This window comes from Caulobacter sp. (assembly GCF_965279145.1).
Classification (GTDB): Bacteria; Pseudomonadota; Alphaproteobacteria; order Caulobacterales; family Caulobacteraceae; genus Caulobacter.
On sequence record NZ_OZ257139.1, the window covers coordinates 56,085 to 75,032 of the forward strand.

The following is an 18,948-nucleotide window of genomic DNA, read 5'->3' on the forward strand; positions in this document are numbered from 1 at the left end:
CCGCCAACGAGCGGTGAAAAAGGGGATCAACATGAACTTGCAGTTTCGGGGCCTGAAGGCCCTGGCTCTGGGCGCGACCGCCCTGACCACCCTGGGCGCGGGCCAGGCTTTCGCCCAGGACGCCGCCCAACCGGTCGACAACGGCTCGATCGAAGAGATCGTCGTCACCGCCCTGAAGCGCTCGACCACGATCCAGACCACGCCGATCAGCATCAGCGCCGTCACCGAAAAGTCGCTGCAGGCTCTGGGCGCATCCGGCATCCAGGACTATTTCCGCACGGTTCCGAACCTGCAAGTCGAGGGCAACTCGCCCACCAGCCGCCGCCTGACCCTGCGCGGCGTGCGCAGCGCCGGCGAAGCGACGGTCGGCCTCTATTACGATGAAACCCCCCTGACGGGTCCCGCCGGCACCACCGCCGACGCCAGCTCGACCAGCGCCGACGTCAACCTGTTCGACGCCGAGCGCGTCGAGGTTCTGCGCGGTCCGCAAGGCACGCTGTATGGCGCCGGCTCGATGGGCGGCACCCTGCGCGTGATCCTCAACAAGCCCGACAGCAGCCAGTATGCCGGCGCGGTTGAAGCCCAGGGCACGGCCACCAAGGACGGCGGCACGGGCTACTCGGTCAAGGGCATGGTCAACGTGCCGCTGATCCAGGACAAGCTGGCGGCGCGCGTGGTGCTGTATGAGGCCGAGCAAGGCGGCTATATCGACGACGTCCTGCTGAACAAGAAGGACATCAACGACCAGCACTCGACCGGCGGTCGCCTGATGCTGGGCTTCACGCCCACCGAAAAGCTGACGATCAACGCCTCGGGCCTGTTCCAGAAGACCACCCTGGACGGCCAGAACACCTGGTACCCCGCCTTGGGCGGCAAGAACTATTCGACCAACGCCCGCGTGATCGCGCCGACCGAGGACAGCCTGCGCGTCTACAACGTGACGGCCAAGTGGGAGCTGGACTTCGCGACCATCACGGGCACGTCGTCCTACTACAAGTGGTCGCTGCTGCGGAACTCGGACTATTCGCCGACCCTGTCGGCCAACCGCGCCAACGCCACGTCCTGCCGCAACTACATCGCCGGCGGCCCGGCCGCGACCGGCTCCACCAACCCCGCCTGCACCACCGCGCAGATGGCGCAGTACAGCACCTATGCCGATAGCCGCACGCCGGGCGCGCTGTATCAGCCGATGGGCCTGACCTCGTGGAACCACGAACTGCGGATGAACGGCACGCTCTTCGCCGAGAAGATCGACTGGACCGCCGGCGTCTACTACGAGGATCGCTCGGACTATATCGAGAGCAAGGTCGCCAAGGCCGACGCCGCGACGGGGATCATCAATCCCAGCGACCTGACCGCCTGGCGCCATGTCGGCACGGACACCAAGCAAACCGCCTTCTTCGGTGAGGTCACCTACAAGCCGATCTCGAAGCTGAGCCTGACCGGCGGCGTGCGGCGCTTCAACTACGACAAGACCGTCTCTGGCCAGGTGCTGATCAGCAACTTCATCACCCAATCCTATGTCGGCCCGGCCGCCCAGGTCGACGCCAGCGCCGATGGCTGGGTCAGCAAATTCAACGTCAGCTATCAGTTCACGCCGGACGTCATGGTCTACGGCCTGGCGGCCAAGGGCTTCCGTCCGGGCGGCGCCAACAACGTCCCGGGCCTGTCCACCGCCCTTCTGGGCTATGCGCCCGACAGCCTGTGGAACTATGAAGCCGGCGTGAAGAGCCAGTGGTTCGACCGCCGCCTGACCCTGAACGCCGCTGCATACCAGATCGACTGGAGCAACATGCAGATCTCGGCCACCAGCGCCAACGGGGCCTTCAGCTACCTGACCAACGCCGGCAAGGCCAAGATCAAGGGCTTTGAAATCGAAGCCGTGGCCCGCCCGATCCGGGGTCTGACGCTGAACGCCACCGCCGCCTTCGTCGACGCCAAGCTGACCGAGGACCAGGCCAACTCGACCATCCTGATCACCGGCTCGACCGGCCTGCGCGGAGACAGCTTCCCCAACGTGGCGGACTTCAGCGGCTCGGCCTCGGCCGAATACACCTGGCCGATCAACGGCGACATGAACGGCCTGCTGCGCGCCGACTACGCCTATGTCGGCGAGTCCGCCTCGCAGTTCCGCCCGACCTACGTCTACTACGAAAAGCAGGGCGACTACGGTTACGCCAATCTGCGGGGCGGGATCGAGGGCGCGGATTGGGGCGCCTATCTGTTCCTCAACAACGTCGCCAACGAAGTGGGCCTGACGGGCGTGACATCGGCGCTCAACAACAAGCGTCAGGTCGTCAGCATCAACCCGCGCACGGCCGGTTTCTCGATCCGCAAGCGCTTCTAGCCTTTCGCGCATCACGATGGAGGATGGGCCCCGGAGCTTGCTTCGGGGCCCTTTTCTTGGCCCCTTCCCTCCTCGCCGTTTCGCGGCGACAGTCACCGCCTGTTTCAAACCCACTGTGAGGATCGGCCATGTGTGACGACGATATCCACCAGGGCCTGATCCACGATCCCACCGTGTCCCGCCGCGCCTTCGGTCTGATGACCGTGATGGCGGCCGGGATGGGCGGCGTGGCGCATGCGGCGTCGCCGGTCGTGGAAAAGGACGTCGAGATCAAGACGGCGGATGGGGTGGCTGACGCCGCGCTGTTCTACCCCGAAGGCAAGGGATCCTGGGCCGCCGTGGTGGTCTGGCCGGACGTGATCAGCCTGCGCCCCGTGTTCCGCGAGATGGGACGACGGCTGGCGGCCGAAGGCTATGTGGTGCTGGTCCCCAACCTCTATTATCGGGTCAAGAAGGCGCCTGTGGTCGAGGGCAGCTTCAACTTCGCCCTGCCGGAGGATCGCGCCAAGCTGACTCCGATGCGGTCCACCGTGACGCCAGAGGGCACCGACCGCGACGCCGTCTCCTACATCGCCTTCCTCGACACGCTGCCGCAGACCAACAGGAAGAAGAAGGTCGGAACCCAGGGCTACTGCATGGGCGGTCCCCTGGCTTTCCGCACGGCGGCGATCGTCTCGACCCGCGTCGGGGCCGTGGCCAGCTTCCATGGCGGCGGCCTGGTCACCGACGGTCCCACCAGCCCTCATCTGACCCTGCCCGCCAGCAAGGCCGAGTACCTGGTGTGCGTCGCCGACAATGACGACAAGCAGGACCCGACCGTGAAGGACAAGCTCAAGGCCGCGCTCGACGCCGCCAAGCGTCCCGCCAAGGTCGAGGTCTATGAGGGCGCGGCCCACGGTTGGACCGTCAAGGGCAGCCAAGTCTACAACGAGCCTGCCGCTGAAAAAGCCTGGGCCGAACTGCTGGCCCTCTACAAGCGCGCCCTGGTTTGATCGGGTCGCCCGGCCGGCCCCTGCCGGTCGGGCGTCTCAGTTGCCGGGTGAGGCTTTGGTTGGACGGCGAAGTGATCTGACCTCAAATATCGCGAGGTCTGACCTAGACAGCCGCTCCACGCCGCGCCACCTTGCGCCGCATCGAGACGGGCTCGCAACGCAGGCCGCTTCAAGACGTCCGACAGGGAGCCGGCGGCAGCGCCCATTCAACCGCGAGACCACCGCGCCGCGATGACGATGGAGCAACCATGATCCCGATCAACCGGCGCGTTCTGGCCCTCGCCGCGGCCTTTGCCCTGACCGTGAATGTCGCCGCCGACGCCAGGGAAGCGGGTCGCTGGATCGGATCCTGGGCCAGTGCGCAGCAGGTTCCGGAAGAGCGCAACGCCCTCCCCGCCAACGCGCTGGACGACGCCACGCTGCGCCAGATCGTGCGACTGACGGCGGGCGGCAATCGACTGAGAGTTCGGATCTCCAACGCTTTCGGAACGACGCCGCTGCGGGTGATGGCGACCCACGTCGCCCGGCCGCTGTCTGCCGCCGGCGCCGCCATTGATCCCGCCACCGACCGCGCCGTCACCTTCGCCGGCGAGGCCGGGATCACCATACCGGCCGGGGCCGAATACCTGTCCGATCCCGTCTCCTACCGGGCGGTCGCGCTGTCGGACCTGGCGGTCACAATCCACGTTGAAAAGACACCGGCGGTGCAGACCAGCCACCCCGGCGCGCGCGCGACCTCCTACATCGTGGCTGGCGACAAGGTCGCCGCCGCCGATCTGCCCGAGGCCAAAACGGTCGATCACTGGTTCCAGCTGTCTGGCGTCGAGGTCGAGGGCGGCAAGGCGTCGGGGGCGATCGTCCTGCTCGGCGACTCCATCACCGACGGCTACGGCGTCAAGGCCAACACCAATCAGCGCTGGCCCGACGCCTTCGCGGCGCGGCTGCAGGCCAACCGGAAAACGCGCGGGCTGGGGGTTCTGAATTTGGGCATCGGCGGCAATCGCCTCCTGCTCGACGGAGCGGGCCCCAACGCGGCGGCGCGCTTCAACCGCGACGTGCTGATGCAGGCGGGTGTGAGCCACGTGCTGATCCTGGAGGGCGTCAACGACCTCGGCGTCCTGACCCGCGACCAGCCCGTGGGCCCGGACCAACACGCGAGCCTCGTCAGCGAGATCACCACCGCCTACGCCCAGATGGTCCAGAAGGCGCGGGCTCGGGGGATCAAGGTGATTGGCGCGACCATCATGCCCTATGGGGCCTCGGCCTACTATCATCCGGACGCCCTGAACGAGCAGGACCGCCAGGCCGTCAACGCCTGGATCCGCGCGCCTGGCAACTTCGACGCCGTGGTCGACATGGACAAGGTGATGCGCGACCCGGCCAGGCCCGAGCGCCTGGCGCCGGCCTATGATTCCGGCGATGGCCTTCATCCCTCGATGGCGGGGTATCGCGTGATGGCCGAGGCAATACCCCTGGAGCTCTTCGCGCGATGACGTTCAGAGCCGCCCTGCTGGCGATCGTCGCCCTGACCGCCGCGCCCGCCTTGGCCAAGCCAACCAACATTCAGGTGGCGATCACGGTCGACGACCTGCCGGCCCACTCCGCCCTGCCGCCGGGCGAAACCCGCGTGGGCGTTGCGGCCCGTTTCATCGCGGCCCTGAAGGACGCCAGGACAGGCCCGGTGTACGGCTTCATCAACGGCGTGCAGATCGAGCGCGAACCCGCCTCGGCCGACGTCCTGCCGATGTGGCGCGCCGCGGGCCATCCGCTGGGCAACCACACCTGGTCGCACCTCAATCTGGCCCAACTGGATCCAGCCGCCTTCGAGGCTGAGCTGGTCCGCAACGAGGCCCTGCTCGACAAGCTGGCCGGCGGCTCTGACTGGCGCTGGCTGCGCTACCCGTTCCTGTCGGAAGGCGAGACCCCCGAGAAGCGGGCCGCCGTGCGGAACCTGCTGAAGGCGCGCGGCTACCACATCGCCAGCGTCACCCTGAGCTTTGATGACTGGGCCTGGAACGAGCCCTATGCCCGCTGTGTCGCAAAGGGCGACGACGCCGCCATCGCCCAGCTGGAAACCAGCTACATGAAGGCCGCCGAGCAGAGCCTGGCCTATTCGCGCGACCTGTCGGCCAGTCTCTATGGCAAGGACATTCCCTATGTGCTGCTGATGCACTTGGGGGCGTTCGACGCCCGGATGGCCCCTCGCCTGCTGGCGTACTACCAGTCACAGGGCGTGACGTTCACGCCGCTGGAGACCGTCGAGCGGCATCCTTTCTACAAGGCCGATCTCGATCCGACGCCGACAGCGGCGCCCACCACGCTGGAGAACGCCGCCAGGGCGCGCGGGCTGCCCGTGGGCGAACACCCCTGGAACGTATCGGCGCTCGACGCCATCTGCCGATAGATGTGTAGAATGGCCTCCAGCGACGTGGCCAGCATAGGTCCGCGCCAAGAGGACGATGGCGACCTGTGATGCTTAAACCGGCCCCAGACGGGATGATTTCCCTGCCCGGCGGGACTTTTCGTATGGGCTCGGACGAGCACTATCCCGAGGAGGCTCCGGCTCATCCTGTGGCGGTGGATCCGTTCTGGATCGACGAGACCCCGGTGACCAACGCCCAGTTCGCGCGGTTCGTGGCCGAGACGGGGCATGTGACCCTGGCCGAGATCCCTCCGGATCCGAAGCTCTACCCGGGCATGGACCCCGCCTTCGCCCATCCTGCCTCGGCGGTGTTTGTTCGTCCCGACCATCCGGTGGATCCCCGCGCGGGCGGCGGCGACTGGTGGCGGTTGATTCTGGACGCCCGCTGGAACCAGCCGTTTGGCGAGGGCAGTTCGATCGCCGGGATCGAGGATCATCCGGTCATTCATGTTGGCTATGACGACGCGGCGGCCTATGCCGCCTGGGCGGGCAAGGCGCTACCGACCGAGGCCGAGTGGGAATTCGCCGCACGGGGCGGTCTCGAAGCGGCCGCCTATGCCTGGGGCGAGGACCTGGCGCCCGGCGGCGCGATGCTGGCCAACTACTGGCAGGGCGCATTTCCCAGCCAGAATCTGCTGACCGACGGATTCGAGCGCACCTCGCCGGTGCGGACCTTCCCGGCCAACGGTTACGGCCTCTACGACATGATCGGCAACGTCTGGGAATGGACATCCGACTGGTGGGCCGACCGTCATCCGGACGCTCCGACCAAGCCCTGCTGCGCGCCGCGTAATCCCCGCGGCGCCGCCAGAAGCGGCAGCCATGACCGGACCCAGCCGGGCCCGGCCATCGCGCGACGGGTGCTGAAAGGCGGCTCACACCTCTGCGCCGAGAACTACTGCCGTCGCTATCGACCGGCGGCGCGTCACCCGCAGCCGATCGACACCACCACCAGCCATATCGGCTTTCGCTGCGTGGTCCGGCAGGCTTAAGCCGCCTCGCGCAGGCGCCAGGGGTGGTCCGGATAGAAGCGGTCCATCATCCTGTCGACATAGCCCACGAGGTTGTCGTGACGCTCGGCCTCGCGGCGAAGCGGCGAGTCGAAGAATGAGGTCAGGACCCCGGACAGCACGCCGAAGGTGATCGCGTCGACGCCGGTCGGATGATCGGCCATCAGGAACGCCTTCTCGCCCAGGATCTCGTCCAGGGCTCGCAGCGACAGCGTGCCCAGCCAGACAATCTCGTCGCGGCTGTGGCGACCGACGCCCACTGCGCGGATATTGGCCGAGACCGCGTCCAGCAGTCCCTTGCGCAGGGTTTCACGCATCTCCTCGGGCGCGCCGTCGAACCAGTGCGCCGGTCCCTTGGCGAAGTTGGCGGGGTCCATGAAACGGAAGTAGCCGGACGTCCAGCCCAGGTGGTTCTCGACCATGCGCTCGATCGCCCAGGCTTCCGCCCGGTCGCGAGAGGACAGACCGGCATCCAGATCGATGTCGTACTTCCGCTCGATGTGGGCGCGAATGAAGGTGGAATCGCCGATGCGCTCGCCCTCGTCCTCGATCCAAGGCAGCTGTCCCTTTGGGGCGTTTTCGCGCTGGCCCGGCGCCTTGCGATATTCAAGGCCGGCCATCATCAGCTGGATCTCGGTCTTGGTCACGTACGGGCTCAGCTCCGGCAGACCAAAGCCCGCGCCCGTGGTGTAAAGGGTGATCATCTCGCATCTCCGTCCAACAGCGTTCGTCGGGGAGTTGCTACCGCCAGCCTACTGACAGCATGCTGTCAGCATAGCTTAGCCATGGTGTCTTCATGAGACGCGCCGAACGCCTTTTCCAGATCATCCAGATCCTGCGCCGCAGCCATGCGCCGGTGACCGCCGACGCCATCGCTGCCGAACTGGAGACCTCCAAGCGGAGCGTCTATCGCGACATCGCCGCCCTTGTCGGCCAGCGGGCCCCGATCAGGGGCGAAGCAGGCGTGGGCTATGTGCTGGAGGCCGGCTTCGACATGCCGCCCCTGATGCTGACGCCCGACGAGATCGAGGCTGCCGTGCTGGGCGCGCAATGGGTGGCCGGGCGCGGTGATCCGGTGCTGGCCAAGGCGGCGCGCGACCTGATCAGCAAGATCGCCTCGGCCGTGCCCGAACGCCTGCGTCCCTATGTGCTGGAGCCCGCCACCGGCGCGGCTCCGGCCTGGAACGCCGCCCCCGACGGCCTCGATGTGGCGCAGGCCCGCGCCTGGATCCATGCCGGCCGCAAAATCCGTCTCGACTACCGCGACGAGCAGGGCGCGGTCAGCCAACGGATCATCTGGCCCGTGACCGTCGGCTATCGCGAGACGGTGCGCATGCTGGTCGGCTGGTGCGAGTTGCGACAGGACTTCCGCACCTTCCGCACCGACCGCGTGGTCAATGCGGAGTTCCTCGAAGATCGCCACGGCCAGCGCCCCGGCCAGCTGCGGGTTCGCTGGCAGAAGCACATCGAGGCCGAACGCGCGGCCTGGGCGTGCAGGAACGCTCCGGACGGAAGGACCGGCTAGAGGCCGTGCCGCTTGGCGAAGGTCTCGAACAGGCCTGGCCAGGCGGCGACGGGCTTGTCCTTGGTGAAGCGAAGGCCAAAGCCATGGCCGCCTTCCTCGAAGACGTGCATCTCGGTCGGGATCGCCTTGGCCTTCAGCGCCGTGAACATGGCCAGAGTATTCTCGACCGGCACGGCCTTGTCGTCGGCCGCGTGCAGCAGGAAGACAGGCGGCAGTTCGGCCGTGACCTGACGTTCGGGCGAGTAGAGATCGATCTGCGCGGGCGTGGGCGCGGCGCCCAGAAGCTGTTTGCGCGATCCGGCGTGCATGAACGTCGGGTCCATGGTGATCACAGGATAGACCAGGGCCGACAGGCTGGGTCGCGCGGAGAGATCGTCGGCGGCGTCGATCCGCTCATAGACCTGGGCGGCGAACCGCGTGGTCAGGCTGGCGGCGACATGCCCTCCGGCCGAGAAGCCCATGATGGCGATGCGGTCAGGGCTGAAGCCCATGGCGGCGGCTCGGGAGCGCACCAGACGCAGGCCTCGCTGGGCGTCCTGCAGCGGCGCATCGGGCCCCGAGGTCCAGCCGTCGCCGGGCATCCGGTAGAACAGCACGAAACAGGTGTAGCCGCGTCCCGCCAGCCAGCGGGCGGTCTCATAACCTTCCTTGTCCAGCACCACCCGCTCGTAGCCGCCACCGGGCGTCAGCACCACGGCCGCGCCATTCGGCGTCTTCGGGCGAAACACAATCAGGGTCGGCTTGCGGATATGGCTGAGCGCGCGATCGCGAAGCCCTCCGGGGGCGGCGCGCTCCGTCAGGGTCTCCACGGCCGTCACCGCCCCGCCACCCGGCGGGCCGGCGGGCCAAAGGTCGATGATCTCGGTGGGATCGGCCATGGGCCCGGTCTCCGCTTTCGCCTGCCGCGACAGGCTCGACGCCAGCAGACCAGTGACGAACGTAGCCAGCGCCCCACGACGATTGAGCATGACCTTCAGACCTCTGTTCCAGCGTTTCGCGGCGAACCTTAGAACCGCGCCCTCGATTCCGGAAACCGGTTTCCTCAGGGCTCGGCGAACCGAAGGTGATGCAGGACGACACCGCTGGTGGTCGCGACGTTGAGCGAGTCAAAGCCGTTGGCCATAGGGATTCCGATCGGCCGCGCCCGGGCCATCAGGGCGGCGGACAGGCCCGGTCCCTCGGAGCCCAGCAGGACGGCGGAGCGCTCCGGCGGCCTGAGCCTCGCGAGGGTCTCGGTGGCCGAGGGCGACAGAGCAAGCGCCTCGAAACCGTGCCTTTGCAACAGGCCAGCGGCGTCTTCGTCGCGCGCCAGCCACGCGGTCGGCACACTCAGCGTCGCCCCGACCGAAACCCGAATGGCCTTGCGGTAAAGGGGATCGCAGCAGTCGCTGTCGAGGATCACGCCCTCCACCCCGAAAGCCGCCGCATTGCGATAGATGCCGCCGATATTGTCGTGATTGGCGATGCCGCAGAGCACAAGCACCACCGCCGGGCCCTTCAGCGACGCCAGCAGGGTGTCGGCGGACAGCGGATCGGGCTTGCGCCCCACCGCCAACACGCCCCGATGCAGATGGAAGCCCGCCACGGCGTCGAGCACGGCCTGCTCAACCAGATGGACCGGCGTCTGGTCGGGAAGGCCGGCGAAGACATCATCCAGCTTGTCGCGGCGCTTGGGGTCGATCAGCAGGGACACCACCCGCTCGGGCGCGTCACGGACGAAGGCGCGCAGCACCGTTTCGCCCTCGGCGATGAAAAGCCCCTGGCGCCCCACCAGATCGCGCTCGCGGATATCGCGAAACGCCGCGACGCGCGGATCGTCCGGATCTGTGATGGTTATGAACTGCGGCACGAGCGTCTTCCGGAAAGCTTACCGCACGCCTCGTATCGGCAGGATGGCCAGTCCGCCAGCCATGGCGAGCCCGGCCGCCATGACGAAGAAGGCCCGGAAGTCCATATGCGTAGGCCCCAGCGACCAGAAGGCCAGCATCGGCGCCAAGGCCTGCGGGAGAGTGTTGGCGAGGTTGAGCACGCCCAGATCCTTGCCGGCGTCGCGCTGAGACGGCAGCACCTGGGTCACCAGGGCGATGTCGACCGCGTAGAAACAGCCCGCTCCGCATCCCAGCACCACATAGGCTCCCAGCATCACCGGCCAGCTCGGCGTCAGCGAGAAGATCAGCATGGCCAGGCCCACGGTCATGGCCGCGCCAGCGGCAAACAGCTTACGGCGCTTGAGGCGATCGGAAAGGATGCCGCCCAGCAGGGCGAACGCCACGTTGGAGAGGGTCGAGACCGTTGTCAGGATCGCCAGCCCCTCCTCGGCCCTGTGGCCCGGGAACAGTCGCGAATAGCCGATGGCGTCCTGCAGGAAGTAGAGCATGTAGCCCTGCACCAGGCTCAGAGCGACCAGCACCATGAACCGACCCAGCCAGGCGAAGGCGAAGTCGGGGTGCTGGCGCGGATCAACCCACAGCCCGGAGATGAAGGCGCCGAGCCTGAAGGGCGGTCGGGCGTCGCGCGACAGGGGCTTGTCGTCGAGCTTCAGGACAAAGGGCGCCAGCGAGATCAACAGGACCAGGGAAATCGCCAGGTAGCGGGTCAACTCCGTGACCAGTAGTCCACCAATCAGCACCGCTCCGGCCATCGTGCCGATCGGATTGCCAAGGCTGAGGAAAGCAGCCACCCGCCCCTTCTGAGCGTCGGGCACGCGATCGGGCATCACCGCCACCAGGGCCGAAAACATGAGATTGAAGGTCAGCTGGAAGAGGATGACCCCACCGATCAGGGCCAGCGGCGTCTTGGCGTTCATGATCGACAGATAGGCGGCCGCCGCGCCGAGGGAGCCCACCACCATCCAGGGTCGCCGACGACCAAAGCGCGACGTGGTGCGGTCGCTGATCGCTCCGGCCAGAAGATTGGCGACGCTGGCGACGAGAGCGCCGAAAAACGCCACCTGGCTGAGCAACAGCGCCTTGCCCGCCGGGTCGATCGACTCAGCCTTCAGGGGCAGCAGCACCTGGAACAACGGCATGAAACTGAGGAACGCGCCGATCTGAGCCAAGGTATAGGCGGCGATGAAGCTGGTCCGGACCGGCGTGGCCGGCCGGGCGTCGTCGCTTGGCGACATCGGTTCTCCCCCTGCGCGGTCTGCGCCGCGTCGGGCTTCAGACTGGCCCTCCGTATCGCCTGACACAAGTCCGCAGCGGTCAATGTGGATGCACGATGGGCGGCGCTCACCTTTTCTCTGCTGAAACTGTCGCTTGAGCATAAAAAAATGATCTAGGCTGGGCGCATGCAGATGAGTCTCGTCCAACCCGACCTGGCGGATACATGGCCTCGGTGACGATCTATGACGTCGCCGCGCGGGCGGGCGTCTCCATCAAGACCGTTTCCCGGGTCATGAACAACGAGCCCAATGTGCGGCCGGCGATGCGCGAACGTGTGCTCGAAGCCGCCGGCGCGCTGGACTACAGTCCCAACCTGTCAGCCCGCAGCCTGGCCGGTTCGCGATCGTTCGTGATCGCTGTCTTCGTCGACGCCGCCCTGACCATCGACCACTGGCAAAGCGAACGCGGCGCCGACTATCTCAGCCGCATCCAGTTGGGCGCGACGTTGCAGTGCCGCGACGCCGGCTATCACCTGCTGATCGAGCTGATCGACCACGATGCTCCCAGGGTCCGCCAAGAGGTCGCCTCGCTGCTGGCGGCCCTCAAGCCAGACGGCGTGATTCTTACGCCGCCCAGCTGCGACAACGAGACCGTTCTGGAACTGCTCGACAAGGCCGGCACCCCCTATGTTCGCCTGGGCCCGGAACGACCGGATGGCATCGGACCGCGCGTGCACATGGACGACTTCGCCGCTGCCGGCGAAATGACCGAGCACCTGGCCAGCCTTGGCCATCGCCGTATCGGCTTCATCGTGGGCGAGCCGCGCTATGGCGCCAGCCAGGCCCGGCGCGAGGGCTATCTGGATGCGATGAAGCGCCTGAACCTGCCGGTCTCCGACAGTTGGGTTCGGCAGGGCGACTTCACGTTCCAGTCAGGCCAGGAACAGGCCAAGGCCCTTCTGGCTCTCCCGGAGCGCCCGACCGCGATCTTCGCCAGCAATGACGACATGGCGCTGGGATGCCTGGCCGCCACGGCCGAGGCGGGCGTCATGGTGCCTGGCGAGATTTCCGTGGCGGGCTTCGACGACAGTCCCAGCGCGCGCTTCAGCCGTCCGCAATTGACCACCGTGCGCCAGCCCGTGGTCGAGATGGCCTCACTGGCCACGCGACTGCTGATTTCTGGCGTCATCAAGGGGTCGGGCTCGAAGGATCCGCCGCTGGACGAGCTTTTACCCTTCGAGTTAATTCACCGGGCCTCGACGGCGCCGCCGCCGGCCCCCTAGCCTCGCCTCAGCGGCCTGGACGGGCGAACGCCGCAATGCGGCCCCTGGCCGCGTGGACCGGATTTTCCCCGCTCGAGACTGATGGCGCGGACGCTGGTTGCCCGCGATCGTGAGCGCCGATCCTGAAAGCCCCGATCCGGTTGGACAGGTCAGACGCCTCGACGCGCAGCGCTTGAGTCGATTCGCTGGACTGCTGCACCATGGCGGCGTTGCGCTGGGTAACCTGATCGAGCTGATTGACGGCCGTGTTGACCTGGCTGAGCGCCACGGCCTGCTCGTTCGCCGAAGCGGCGATCTCATTAATCAGGCTATCGATACCGCCAACCTTCTCGACGATGCCCCTCAGGGCAGCGCCGGTTTGGCCGACGAGATCGACACCCTCGCCCACCTGCCGGCTAGACTCGGCGATCAGGGACTTGATTTCCTTGGCAGCGTCGGCCGAGCGCTGGGCCAAGGCCCGCACCTCTTGCGCGACGACCGCGAACCCCCGCCCCGCCTCACCCGCGCGGGCCGCTTCGACGCCCGCGTTCAGCGCCAGCAGGTTGGTCTGGAAGGCGATCTCATCGATCACGCCCAGAATCTGTGAAACCTGATGGGACGAGCCCTCGATCTTGGTCATGGCCTCGGCAGCGCGCGTCACGACCGCGCCCGACCGCTCGGCCTCGGCGCTGGCCTCGCCCACCCAGGCCGAAACTTCGCGAGCGCTCTGGGCGGTCTTGCCTACCGTGGCGGTCAACTGGTCCACAGCCGCGGCGGTCTGTTCGAGGGTAGCCGCCTGTTGCTCGGTGCGATGAGCCAGGTCGTCGGCGTTGCGGGCGATGTCGTCGGCGCCGGAGCGGATTCCGCTGGAAGCGCGCTCGACAGCCTGCATGGCCTCGCTCAAGGCGCCGGCGGCGGCGTCGAAATCAACCTTCAACGACTGGAATTCCGGGGCGAGGGCGCCATCGACACGGGCCGAAAGATCCCCCGAGGCCAGACGCGCGAGAGCCTCGCCGACAGCTTTCACAGCGTGAGCCTGCGCCTGTTCCGCAGCTTTGCGTTCGGCCTCCAGCGCGGCGCGCTGTTCATTTTGAACGGTCAGATAGCAGGAAATGGCCAGTTCCATATCCAGGAACACCGCCTTGTTCAGCGCGACGAGGCCATCGGCCAGTTCGCTGTCGGACTTGGCGTTGCTGAACAGGCTCTTGGCGCGCTTGGCGATCACCGCCCGGATCAGCTCTTCAGCGACGACGGCGTAGCCGCCAATATACCAGCGCGGCTCCAGCTCGACCCGCACATGGGCGCGACCGATGCGCTCGACATCGCGCAGGTAGTCGGGGCCATAGTCGGCCGTGACGATGCCTCGCCAGTGATTGGCCTGAGCGCGCTCGGCGGCGGCGATATGGGCGTCGTCCCTGAATTTTTCCCGGGTCTCCGGGAAAGCGCGGACCTGGCCGTAGAAACGGCCCAGAGCACTGCAGATCTCGGACTCAATGATTGGCTTCAGGCCCCGCAACGCGGCGCGGTCGCGGTCGTCAAACCGCATGAAGGCCATGCGCTGATCCAGTTGGGGGTTCGCGCTCATGCAATCGACTCCGACTCGTAGGGACTGGCCATCACACCTGACCGCAATTTGTTAACCGTGATTAAAGCCCGCCGCCGAAAGCGTTGCGCGTTTCGCCGCACGCCCCATAAACGACGGTCTGAACAACATCGATGCAGGCTGGCGCACGCTTCCGAGGCAGCCAGATCAAACCCACGCAACAAGCTGCGCCTTGGTGCGTTTGGGGCTATGCAGGTCCTTTGCTAGGCTTGAGCGTAACGACAAGGAACTGTTCCCTTCCATGCCTGTCCCCGCGGACTTCGCCCTCGACGAAACGGACGGAACCAGGACCGTCATATTGTCGGGGGACTGGACAGCCAGGGGCCTGTTCGACGCCGGCGGTCGCCTTACGGAAGCGATGCAGGGCGCAGAAGGGCTGAACCTGGATCTGGCCAAGATTGGCCGATGCGACACGGCCGGCGCCTACGCCATCATCCGCGCCGCCGACGGCCGGATCTCCGCCGGTCAGATCAAGGCCCGCAAGGAGATCCTGCGGCTGCTCGAACTGGTCGGTAGCGCCGTACAGGTCGAGCCGGAGGCCGTGCCGCGCGTGCAGGGCTTTAGGGCCCTGCTGGAACGCATAGGGCGCGGGATGTTCGGCCTGGCCGACGATGGGTTCGGCACCCTGGTCTTCCTTGGACACCTGCTGACGGCGATTGGCCGCTGCATCGCCGATCCCCGTCGGATTCGGTGGGCGCCGATCGTCTCCTTGTCCGAGCGCGCAGGCCTGGACGCGATGCCGATCGTCGCGACGACAACCTTCTTCATTGGGGCCGTGGTGGCGCTATTGGGCGCGAACATGCTCATCGACTTCGGCGCCCAGGTCTATTCGGTCGAACTCATCGGCATCTCGGTGCTGCGCGAGTTCAACATCCTGATCACCGCCATCCTTCTGGCCGGCCGCTCGGCTTCCAGTTTCGCGGCCGAGATCGGCTCGATGAAAATGAACCAGGAAATCGACGCCATGCAGGTGATGGGCGTCGATCCTTATGAGGCGCTGGTGTTGCCCCGGTTCGCGGCCCTGCTGCTGACGATTCCCCTGCTGACCTTCATCGCCACCCTGGCCGGGCTGGCGGGCGGCATGCTGGTGGTCTGGATGGTGCTGGATCTGTCGCCCAGTTTCTTCCTGCAGCGGATCGTCGACAATGTCGGCGCGACCCACTTCTGGATCGGTATGTCCAAGGCGCCGGTCATGGCCGCGGTCATCGCCGCCATTGGCTGTCGCCAGGGCATGGAGGTCGGCAACGACGTGGAATCCCTTGGTCGCCGGGTGACCGCCGCCGTCGTTCACGCGATCTTCGCCATCATCCTGATCGATGCGATCTTCGCCCTGATCTACATGGAGCTCGACATTTGACCGTCGACCATGACGAAGAGTCACAGACTGAGGCCGACGATGAGACGCGACCGATCCAGATCGAGGGCCTGGTTTCGCGGTTCGGCGAGACGGTGGTTCACGATGGCCTGAACCTCACCGTGGAGCGGGGCGAGGTGTTGGGCGTTGTCGGAGGATCGGGCTCGGGCAAGTCGGTGCTGCTCAACAGCATCATCGGCCTGAAGGTCCCCGACGGCGGCTCGGTCAAGATTTTTGGGCACGACATGCGCACCGCCGATCGCCAGCGCTGGAGCTCCGTCGAGCGCCGATGGGGTGTCCTGTTCCAACAGGGCGCCTTGTTCTCGAACCTGACCGTGCGCGAGAACGTCGCCGCGCCGTTGTTCGAGCACACAAAGTTGCCAAAGCGCGAGATCGAGGAACTGGCCGATCTAAAGATCGCTTTATCGGGCCTGCCCGCCCGGGCGGCCGGCCTGAAACCCGCCGAGCTTTCGGGCGGCATGCGCAAGCGCGCCGGACTGGCCCGGGCCCTGGCCCTGGACCCCGAACTGCTGTTCCTGGATGAGCCGACGGCTGGCCTGGATCCGATCAGCGCGGCGGCTTTCGACGAGCTGATCAAGGACCTTTCCGACAGCCTGGACCTCACGGTATTCATGATTACCCACGACCTGGACAGCCTCTATGCGATCACCGACCGGGTGGCTGTGATCGCCGACAAGACGGTGGTGGCGGTCGCGCCGGTGCGCGAGCTCGAGCATTCCGACCACCCGTGGATCAAAGAGTACTTCCTGGGACCGCGCGGCCGCGCGGCGGGCGGCGAGACGGCTTCGGCCAAGACGATTCCGACGAGGACCAACTGATGGAAAGAAACGCCAACTACGCCCTGGTCGGCGCGGTCACGCTGTTCCTGTTCATGGGACTGGTGGTCTTCGTGGTCTGGCTGGCCAAGCTTAGCTTCAACCAGGAGTACGATCTGTACGACGTGCTTTTCGTCGGGCCAGTTCGCGGCCTCTCGGAAGGCGGCGAGGCGCACTTCAACGGCATCAAGGTCGGCGAGGTCACCAAGATCGCGCTGGACAAGAGCGACCCCAATCGCGTCATCGCCCGCATCCGCGTGACCTCCGACGTACCGATCAAGACCGACAGTTACGCCACGCTTGAGCCGCAGGGCATCACGGGGGTGAACTATGTGCAGATCACCGCCGGCAGCCCCGCCAAGCAACTGCTGAAGGAAACGGTCAAGGGCGGCCAGGTGCCAGTGATCCGCAGCCAGCGCAGCGCCCTCTCCGACCTTCTCGAAGGCGGCGGCACGGTGCTGACCCGCACCATTGAAGCGCTCGATCGCGTCAACCGGGTGCTGTCCGACGACAATATCAAGACCTTCGGCGCAGCCCTGACCGACGTCCAGGCCGTCACCGCCGAAGTCCGGGAGCGCAAGGCGATCATCGCCGACGCCCAGAAGGCCCTGCAGAGCATAGACGCCACGGCCCAATCGATCGCCGATCTGTCCAAGTCGACCCAGAACGTTGTGAATGGCGACGGCAAGCGGTCGCTGGGCGAACTGGCCGACGCGGCGGCGGAACTGAAGGCGGCCGCCAAGGACGCCCGCAGCATGATCTCCAAGCTGGAGGGGCCCACCAGCGACTTCGCCAGCACCGGCCTGCCGCAACTGTCGTCAGCCATCGTCACCCTGCAATCGGCGGCGGAATCGCTCGACCGACTGGTCGGCGACGTCGAGCAAAATCCGCGCGGCGTGGTCAGCAAGGCCCCGGCAAAGGAACTAGAGGTCAAGCCATGAACCCCTTCCGCCTCCCCCTCCGCGTGCTCGCCATGGCCGCTGTCGCCGCCGCCCTGTCGGGGTGCATCACGCTGCTTCCCAAGACCGACCCTGTCGGACTCTATCGGTTCGGCAACAGCCCTGTCGCAGCCGCCAAGGGGCCGCCCGGCAAGTTGTTCGGCGTACTGAAGACGCCCACCGTCTTCACCCGCGCCTCATCGAGCGATCGACTTCTGACGATCACCGACGGCGAGGCGGCCTATATCGCCGGCGCGCGGTGGGTGTCCCCCGCCAGCGTCCTGTTCGATGAGGCCGTGGCGCGCGCCTTCGAGGCTGATCCCGGCCGGGCCCGCCTGATTGGGCGCGGCGAGGTGGCCAAGGCCGATCTGGTGCTGCGATTGGAGGTCCGCTCGTTCGAGGCCGTCTATGTGAACGGCCCGAAAGCGCCGCCCGAGGTTCTGGTGCAGGTGCGCGGCGTGATCAATCGCAACAGCGACCGCGCCCTGGTGGGCGATCAGATCTTCGAAGCCCGGGCGACGGCCTCGTCCAATCGGGTCGGGGCGATCGTCCAGGCCTATGACGCCGCCAACGCCAAGGTGCTGAGCGAGATCACCACCTGGGTCGATGGCGCTGGTCCGGGGATCTGATCCTGGAGCCCTTTCCGACCTGATAGTTTCATCGGGTCGGGCGAAAAGGGCTCTAAATCAAAAGTTTAGAGCATTTTTTGATCCGATAACCGTTTCACACTTATCGGAAAATGCTCTAGAGCGCCGACAGCGGCTCTGTGACGTCGCCATAACCCGCGTCGGGCTGGATCCGCAGAGCTTGGCCGTCCACCCAGGGCTCCACCGTGACCAAGGGGCGGCTGGCCGCGCGGGCGATGGCGTCGTGGGGGCTGATGCTTTCAGCCAGCAACTGCAGGTTCATGCGCGTGGGAAATATCACCTTGCGGGTTCCCGCGGCGGCCATGTCCAGCGCGACCGCAGGCGCGATCCATTCGGCGTCGACAGCCTCGTGTCCGTCGCAGATCGCCTGCTGCGCTCCCGGCGCGTGCGCGGCGTAGAACCAGGTGTCGAAACGCTTGGGCATCAGCTTTGGCGTAATCCAGCGCGCAAAGATGGTCAGAGCGGCCAGATCAAGCTTCAGGCCCAGTTCCTCGACCACGGAGATGAAGGGCACCCGATCTTCCGCCACCGCCGCGCGAACCTCGACCGCGGCCTCACCCTCGTAGAAGGTTCCAGACGGATCCCGAGCGAGCAGCACCCCGGCCTCTTCATAGGCTTCGCGGATCGCCGCGATTCGCAGCGACGCGCCATCGTCTCCGACCGCATCCCAGCCTGTCGCCAGATCGCGCCAGCGCGGATCATCGTCGCCGCCGTGACTCTTGCCGCCAGGAAAGACGAGCGCGCCGGCGGCGAAATCGATCTGGTGGTGCCGCTTGACCATCAGCACCTCGAAACTGGGCGCATCTCGAAGCAGCAGTATGGTCGCGGCTGGGCGGATATTTCCGGGCGAAAACTCTGACATCGCTGGAGATTGGCCCAAGTCAGGCAGCTTGACCATCAGAGATTCGA

At 66.5% G+C, this 18,948-nt stretch carries 17 protein-coding genes; 11 read left to right on the plus strand and 6 right to left on the minus strand.

The genetic code is table 11. The annotated features are described in order from the left end of the window. The first annotated feature begins 31 nt into the window (after window positions 1-31). The 5 genes from ACQY9P_RS00275 (at window position 32) to ACQY9P_RS00295 (ending at window position 6,753) form a co-directional block, all read left to right on the plus strand. Window positions 32-2,347, plus strand: a complete 2,316-nt coding sequence (locus ACQY9P_RS00275) for a TonB-dependent receptor (RefSeq protein WP_421737248.1) — start codon at window positions 32-34, stop codon at window positions 2,345-2,347. A 128-nt stretch (window positions 2,348-2,475) separates the two neighbouring features. Then, window positions 2,476-3,339 carry a dienelactone hydrolase family protein gene (locus tag ACQY9P_RS00280; RefSeq protein WP_421737247.1) on the plus strand — a complete coding sequence of 288 codons (864 nt, stop codon included), beginning with the start codon at window positions 2,476-2,478 and terminating at the stop codon, window positions 3,337-3,339. 248 nt (window positions 3,340-3,587) lie between these two features. After that, window positions 3,588-4,832 (plus strand): SGNH/GDSL hydrolase family protein, encoded by a 1,245-nt coding sequence (locus tag ACQY9P_RS00285; protein WP_421737246.1) that lies wholly within the window; start codon window positions 3,588-3,590, stop codon window positions 4,830-4,832. Then, entirely contained in the window at window positions 4,829-5,743 is a 915-nt protein-coding gene (locus tag ACQY9P_RS00290) for a polysaccharide deacetylase family protein (protein ID WP_421737245.1), read from the plus strand. Before ACQY9P_RS00285 ends, ACQY9P_RS00290 begins: the two co-directional genes overlap by 4 nt. 68 nt (window positions 5,744-5,811) lie before the next feature. Beyond that, window positions 5,812-6,753: a formylglycine-generating enzyme family protein gene (locus ACQY9P_RS00295; protein ID WP_421737244.1), complete on the plus strand. Its 942-nt coding sequence runs from the start codon at window positions 5,812-5,814 to the stop codon at window positions 6,751-6,753. On the opposite strand, the gene ACQY9P_RS00300 is transcribed toward ACQY9P_RS00295, so the two are convergent. Further along, a complete protein-coding gene (locus tag ACQY9P_RS00300) occupies window positions 6,750-7,475 on the minus strand; it encodes a glutathione S-transferase family protein (RefSeq protein WP_421737243.1) in 726 nt (241 codons plus the stop codon). The genes ACQY9P_RS00295 and ACQY9P_RS00300 overlap by 4 nt on opposite strands. A gap of 92 nt (window positions 7,476-7,567) precedes the next feature. On the opposite strand from ACQY9P_RS00300, the gene ACQY9P_RS00305 reads away from it, so the two are divergent. After that, complete coding sequence (locus ACQY9P_RS00305) at window positions 7,568-8,296, plus strand: helix-turn-helix transcriptional regulator (RefSeq protein ID WP_421737242.1); 729 nt, start codon at window positions 7,568-7,570, stop codon at window positions 8,294-8,296. Here the strand turns inward: ACQY9P_RS00305 and ACQY9P_RS00310 are convergent. From ACQY9P_RS00310 to ACQY9P_RS00320, 3 genes are all read right to left on the minus strand, one after another. Then, complete coding sequence (locus ACQY9P_RS00310) at window positions 8,293-9,264, minus strand: alpha/beta hydrolase (RefSeq protein WP_421737241.1); 972 nt, start codon at window positions 9,262-9,264, stop codon at window positions 8,293-8,295. The genes ACQY9P_RS00305 and ACQY9P_RS00310 overlap by 4 nt on opposite strands. 74 nt (window positions 9,265-9,338) lie before the next feature. After that, window positions 9,339-10,145 (minus strand): TrmH family RNA methyltransferase, encoded by an 807-nt coding sequence (locus tag ACQY9P_RS00315; protein WP_421737240.1) that lies wholly within the window; start codon window positions 10,143-10,145, stop codon window positions 9,339-9,341. Between the two features lie 18 nt (window positions 10,146-10,163). Next, window positions 10,164-11,420 (minus strand): MFS transporter, encoded by a 1,257-nt coding sequence (locus ACQY9P_RS00320; protein WP_421737239.1) that lies wholly within the window; start codon window positions 11,418-11,420, stop codon window positions 10,164-10,166. A 203-nt stretch (window positions 11,421-11,623) separates the two neighbouring features. Between ACQY9P_RS00320 and ACQY9P_RS00325 the strand changes: the two genes are divergently transcribed. Beyond that, window positions 11,624-12,682, plus strand: a complete 1,059-nt coding sequence (locus ACQY9P_RS00325; protein WP_421737238.1) for a LacI family DNA-binding transcriptional regulator — start codon at window positions 11,624-11,626, stop codon at window positions 12,680-12,682. Between the two features lie 7 nt (window positions 12,683-12,689). Here the strand turns inward: ACQY9P_RS00325 and ACQY9P_RS00330 are convergent, their stop codons facing one another. Then, window positions 12,690-14,246 carry a methyl-accepting chemotaxis protein gene (locus tag ACQY9P_RS00330; RefSeq protein ID WP_421737237.1) on the minus strand — a complete coding sequence of 519 codons (1,557 nt, stop codon included), beginning with the start codon at window positions 14,244-14,246 and terminating at the stop codon, window positions 12,690-12,692. A 259-nt stretch (window positions 14,247-14,505) separates the two neighbouring features. Between ACQY9P_RS00330 and ACQY9P_RS00335 the strand changes: the two genes are divergently transcribed. The 4 genes from ACQY9P_RS00335 to ACQY9P_RS00350 are packed head-to-tail and all read left to right on the plus strand — an operon-like array spanning window position 14,506 to window position 18,021. Beyond that, a complete protein-coding gene (locus ACQY9P_RS00335; RefSeq protein ID WP_421737236.1) occupies window positions 14,506-15,621 on the plus strand; it encodes an MlaE family ABC transporter permease in 1,116 nt (371 codons plus the stop codon). Then, window positions 15,618-16,457: an ABC transporter ATP-binding protein gene (locus ACQY9P_RS00340; RefSeq protein WP_421737235.1), complete on the plus strand. Its 840-nt coding sequence runs from the start codon at window positions 15,618-15,620 to the stop codon at window positions 16,455-16,457. Before ACQY9P_RS00335 ends, ACQY9P_RS00340 begins: the two co-directional genes overlap by 4 nt. Next, a complete protein-coding gene (locus ACQY9P_RS00345) occupies window positions 16,457-17,395 on the plus strand; it encodes an MlaD family protein (RefSeq protein WP_421737234.1) in 939 nt (312 codons plus the stop codon). Before ACQY9P_RS00340 ends, ACQY9P_RS00345 begins: the two co-directional genes overlap by 1 nt. After that, a complete protein-coding gene (locus ACQY9P_RS00350; RefSeq protein WP_421737233.1) occupies window positions 17,392-18,021 on the plus strand; it encodes an ABC-type transport auxiliary lipoprotein family protein in 630 nt (209 codons plus the stop codon). Before ACQY9P_RS00345 ends, ACQY9P_RS00350 begins: the two co-directional genes overlap by 4 nt. Window positions 18,022-18,136: 115 nt before the next feature. Here the strand turns inward: ACQY9P_RS00350 and ACQY9P_RS00355 are convergent, their stop codons facing one another. Continuing rightward, window positions 18,137-18,901 (minus strand): NUDIX hydrolase, encoded by a 765-nt coding sequence (locus tag ACQY9P_RS00355; RefSeq protein WP_421737232.1) that lies wholly within the window; start codon window positions 18,899-18,901, stop codon window positions 18,137-18,139. Between the last annotated feature and the right edge of the window lie 47 nt (window positions 18,902-18,948).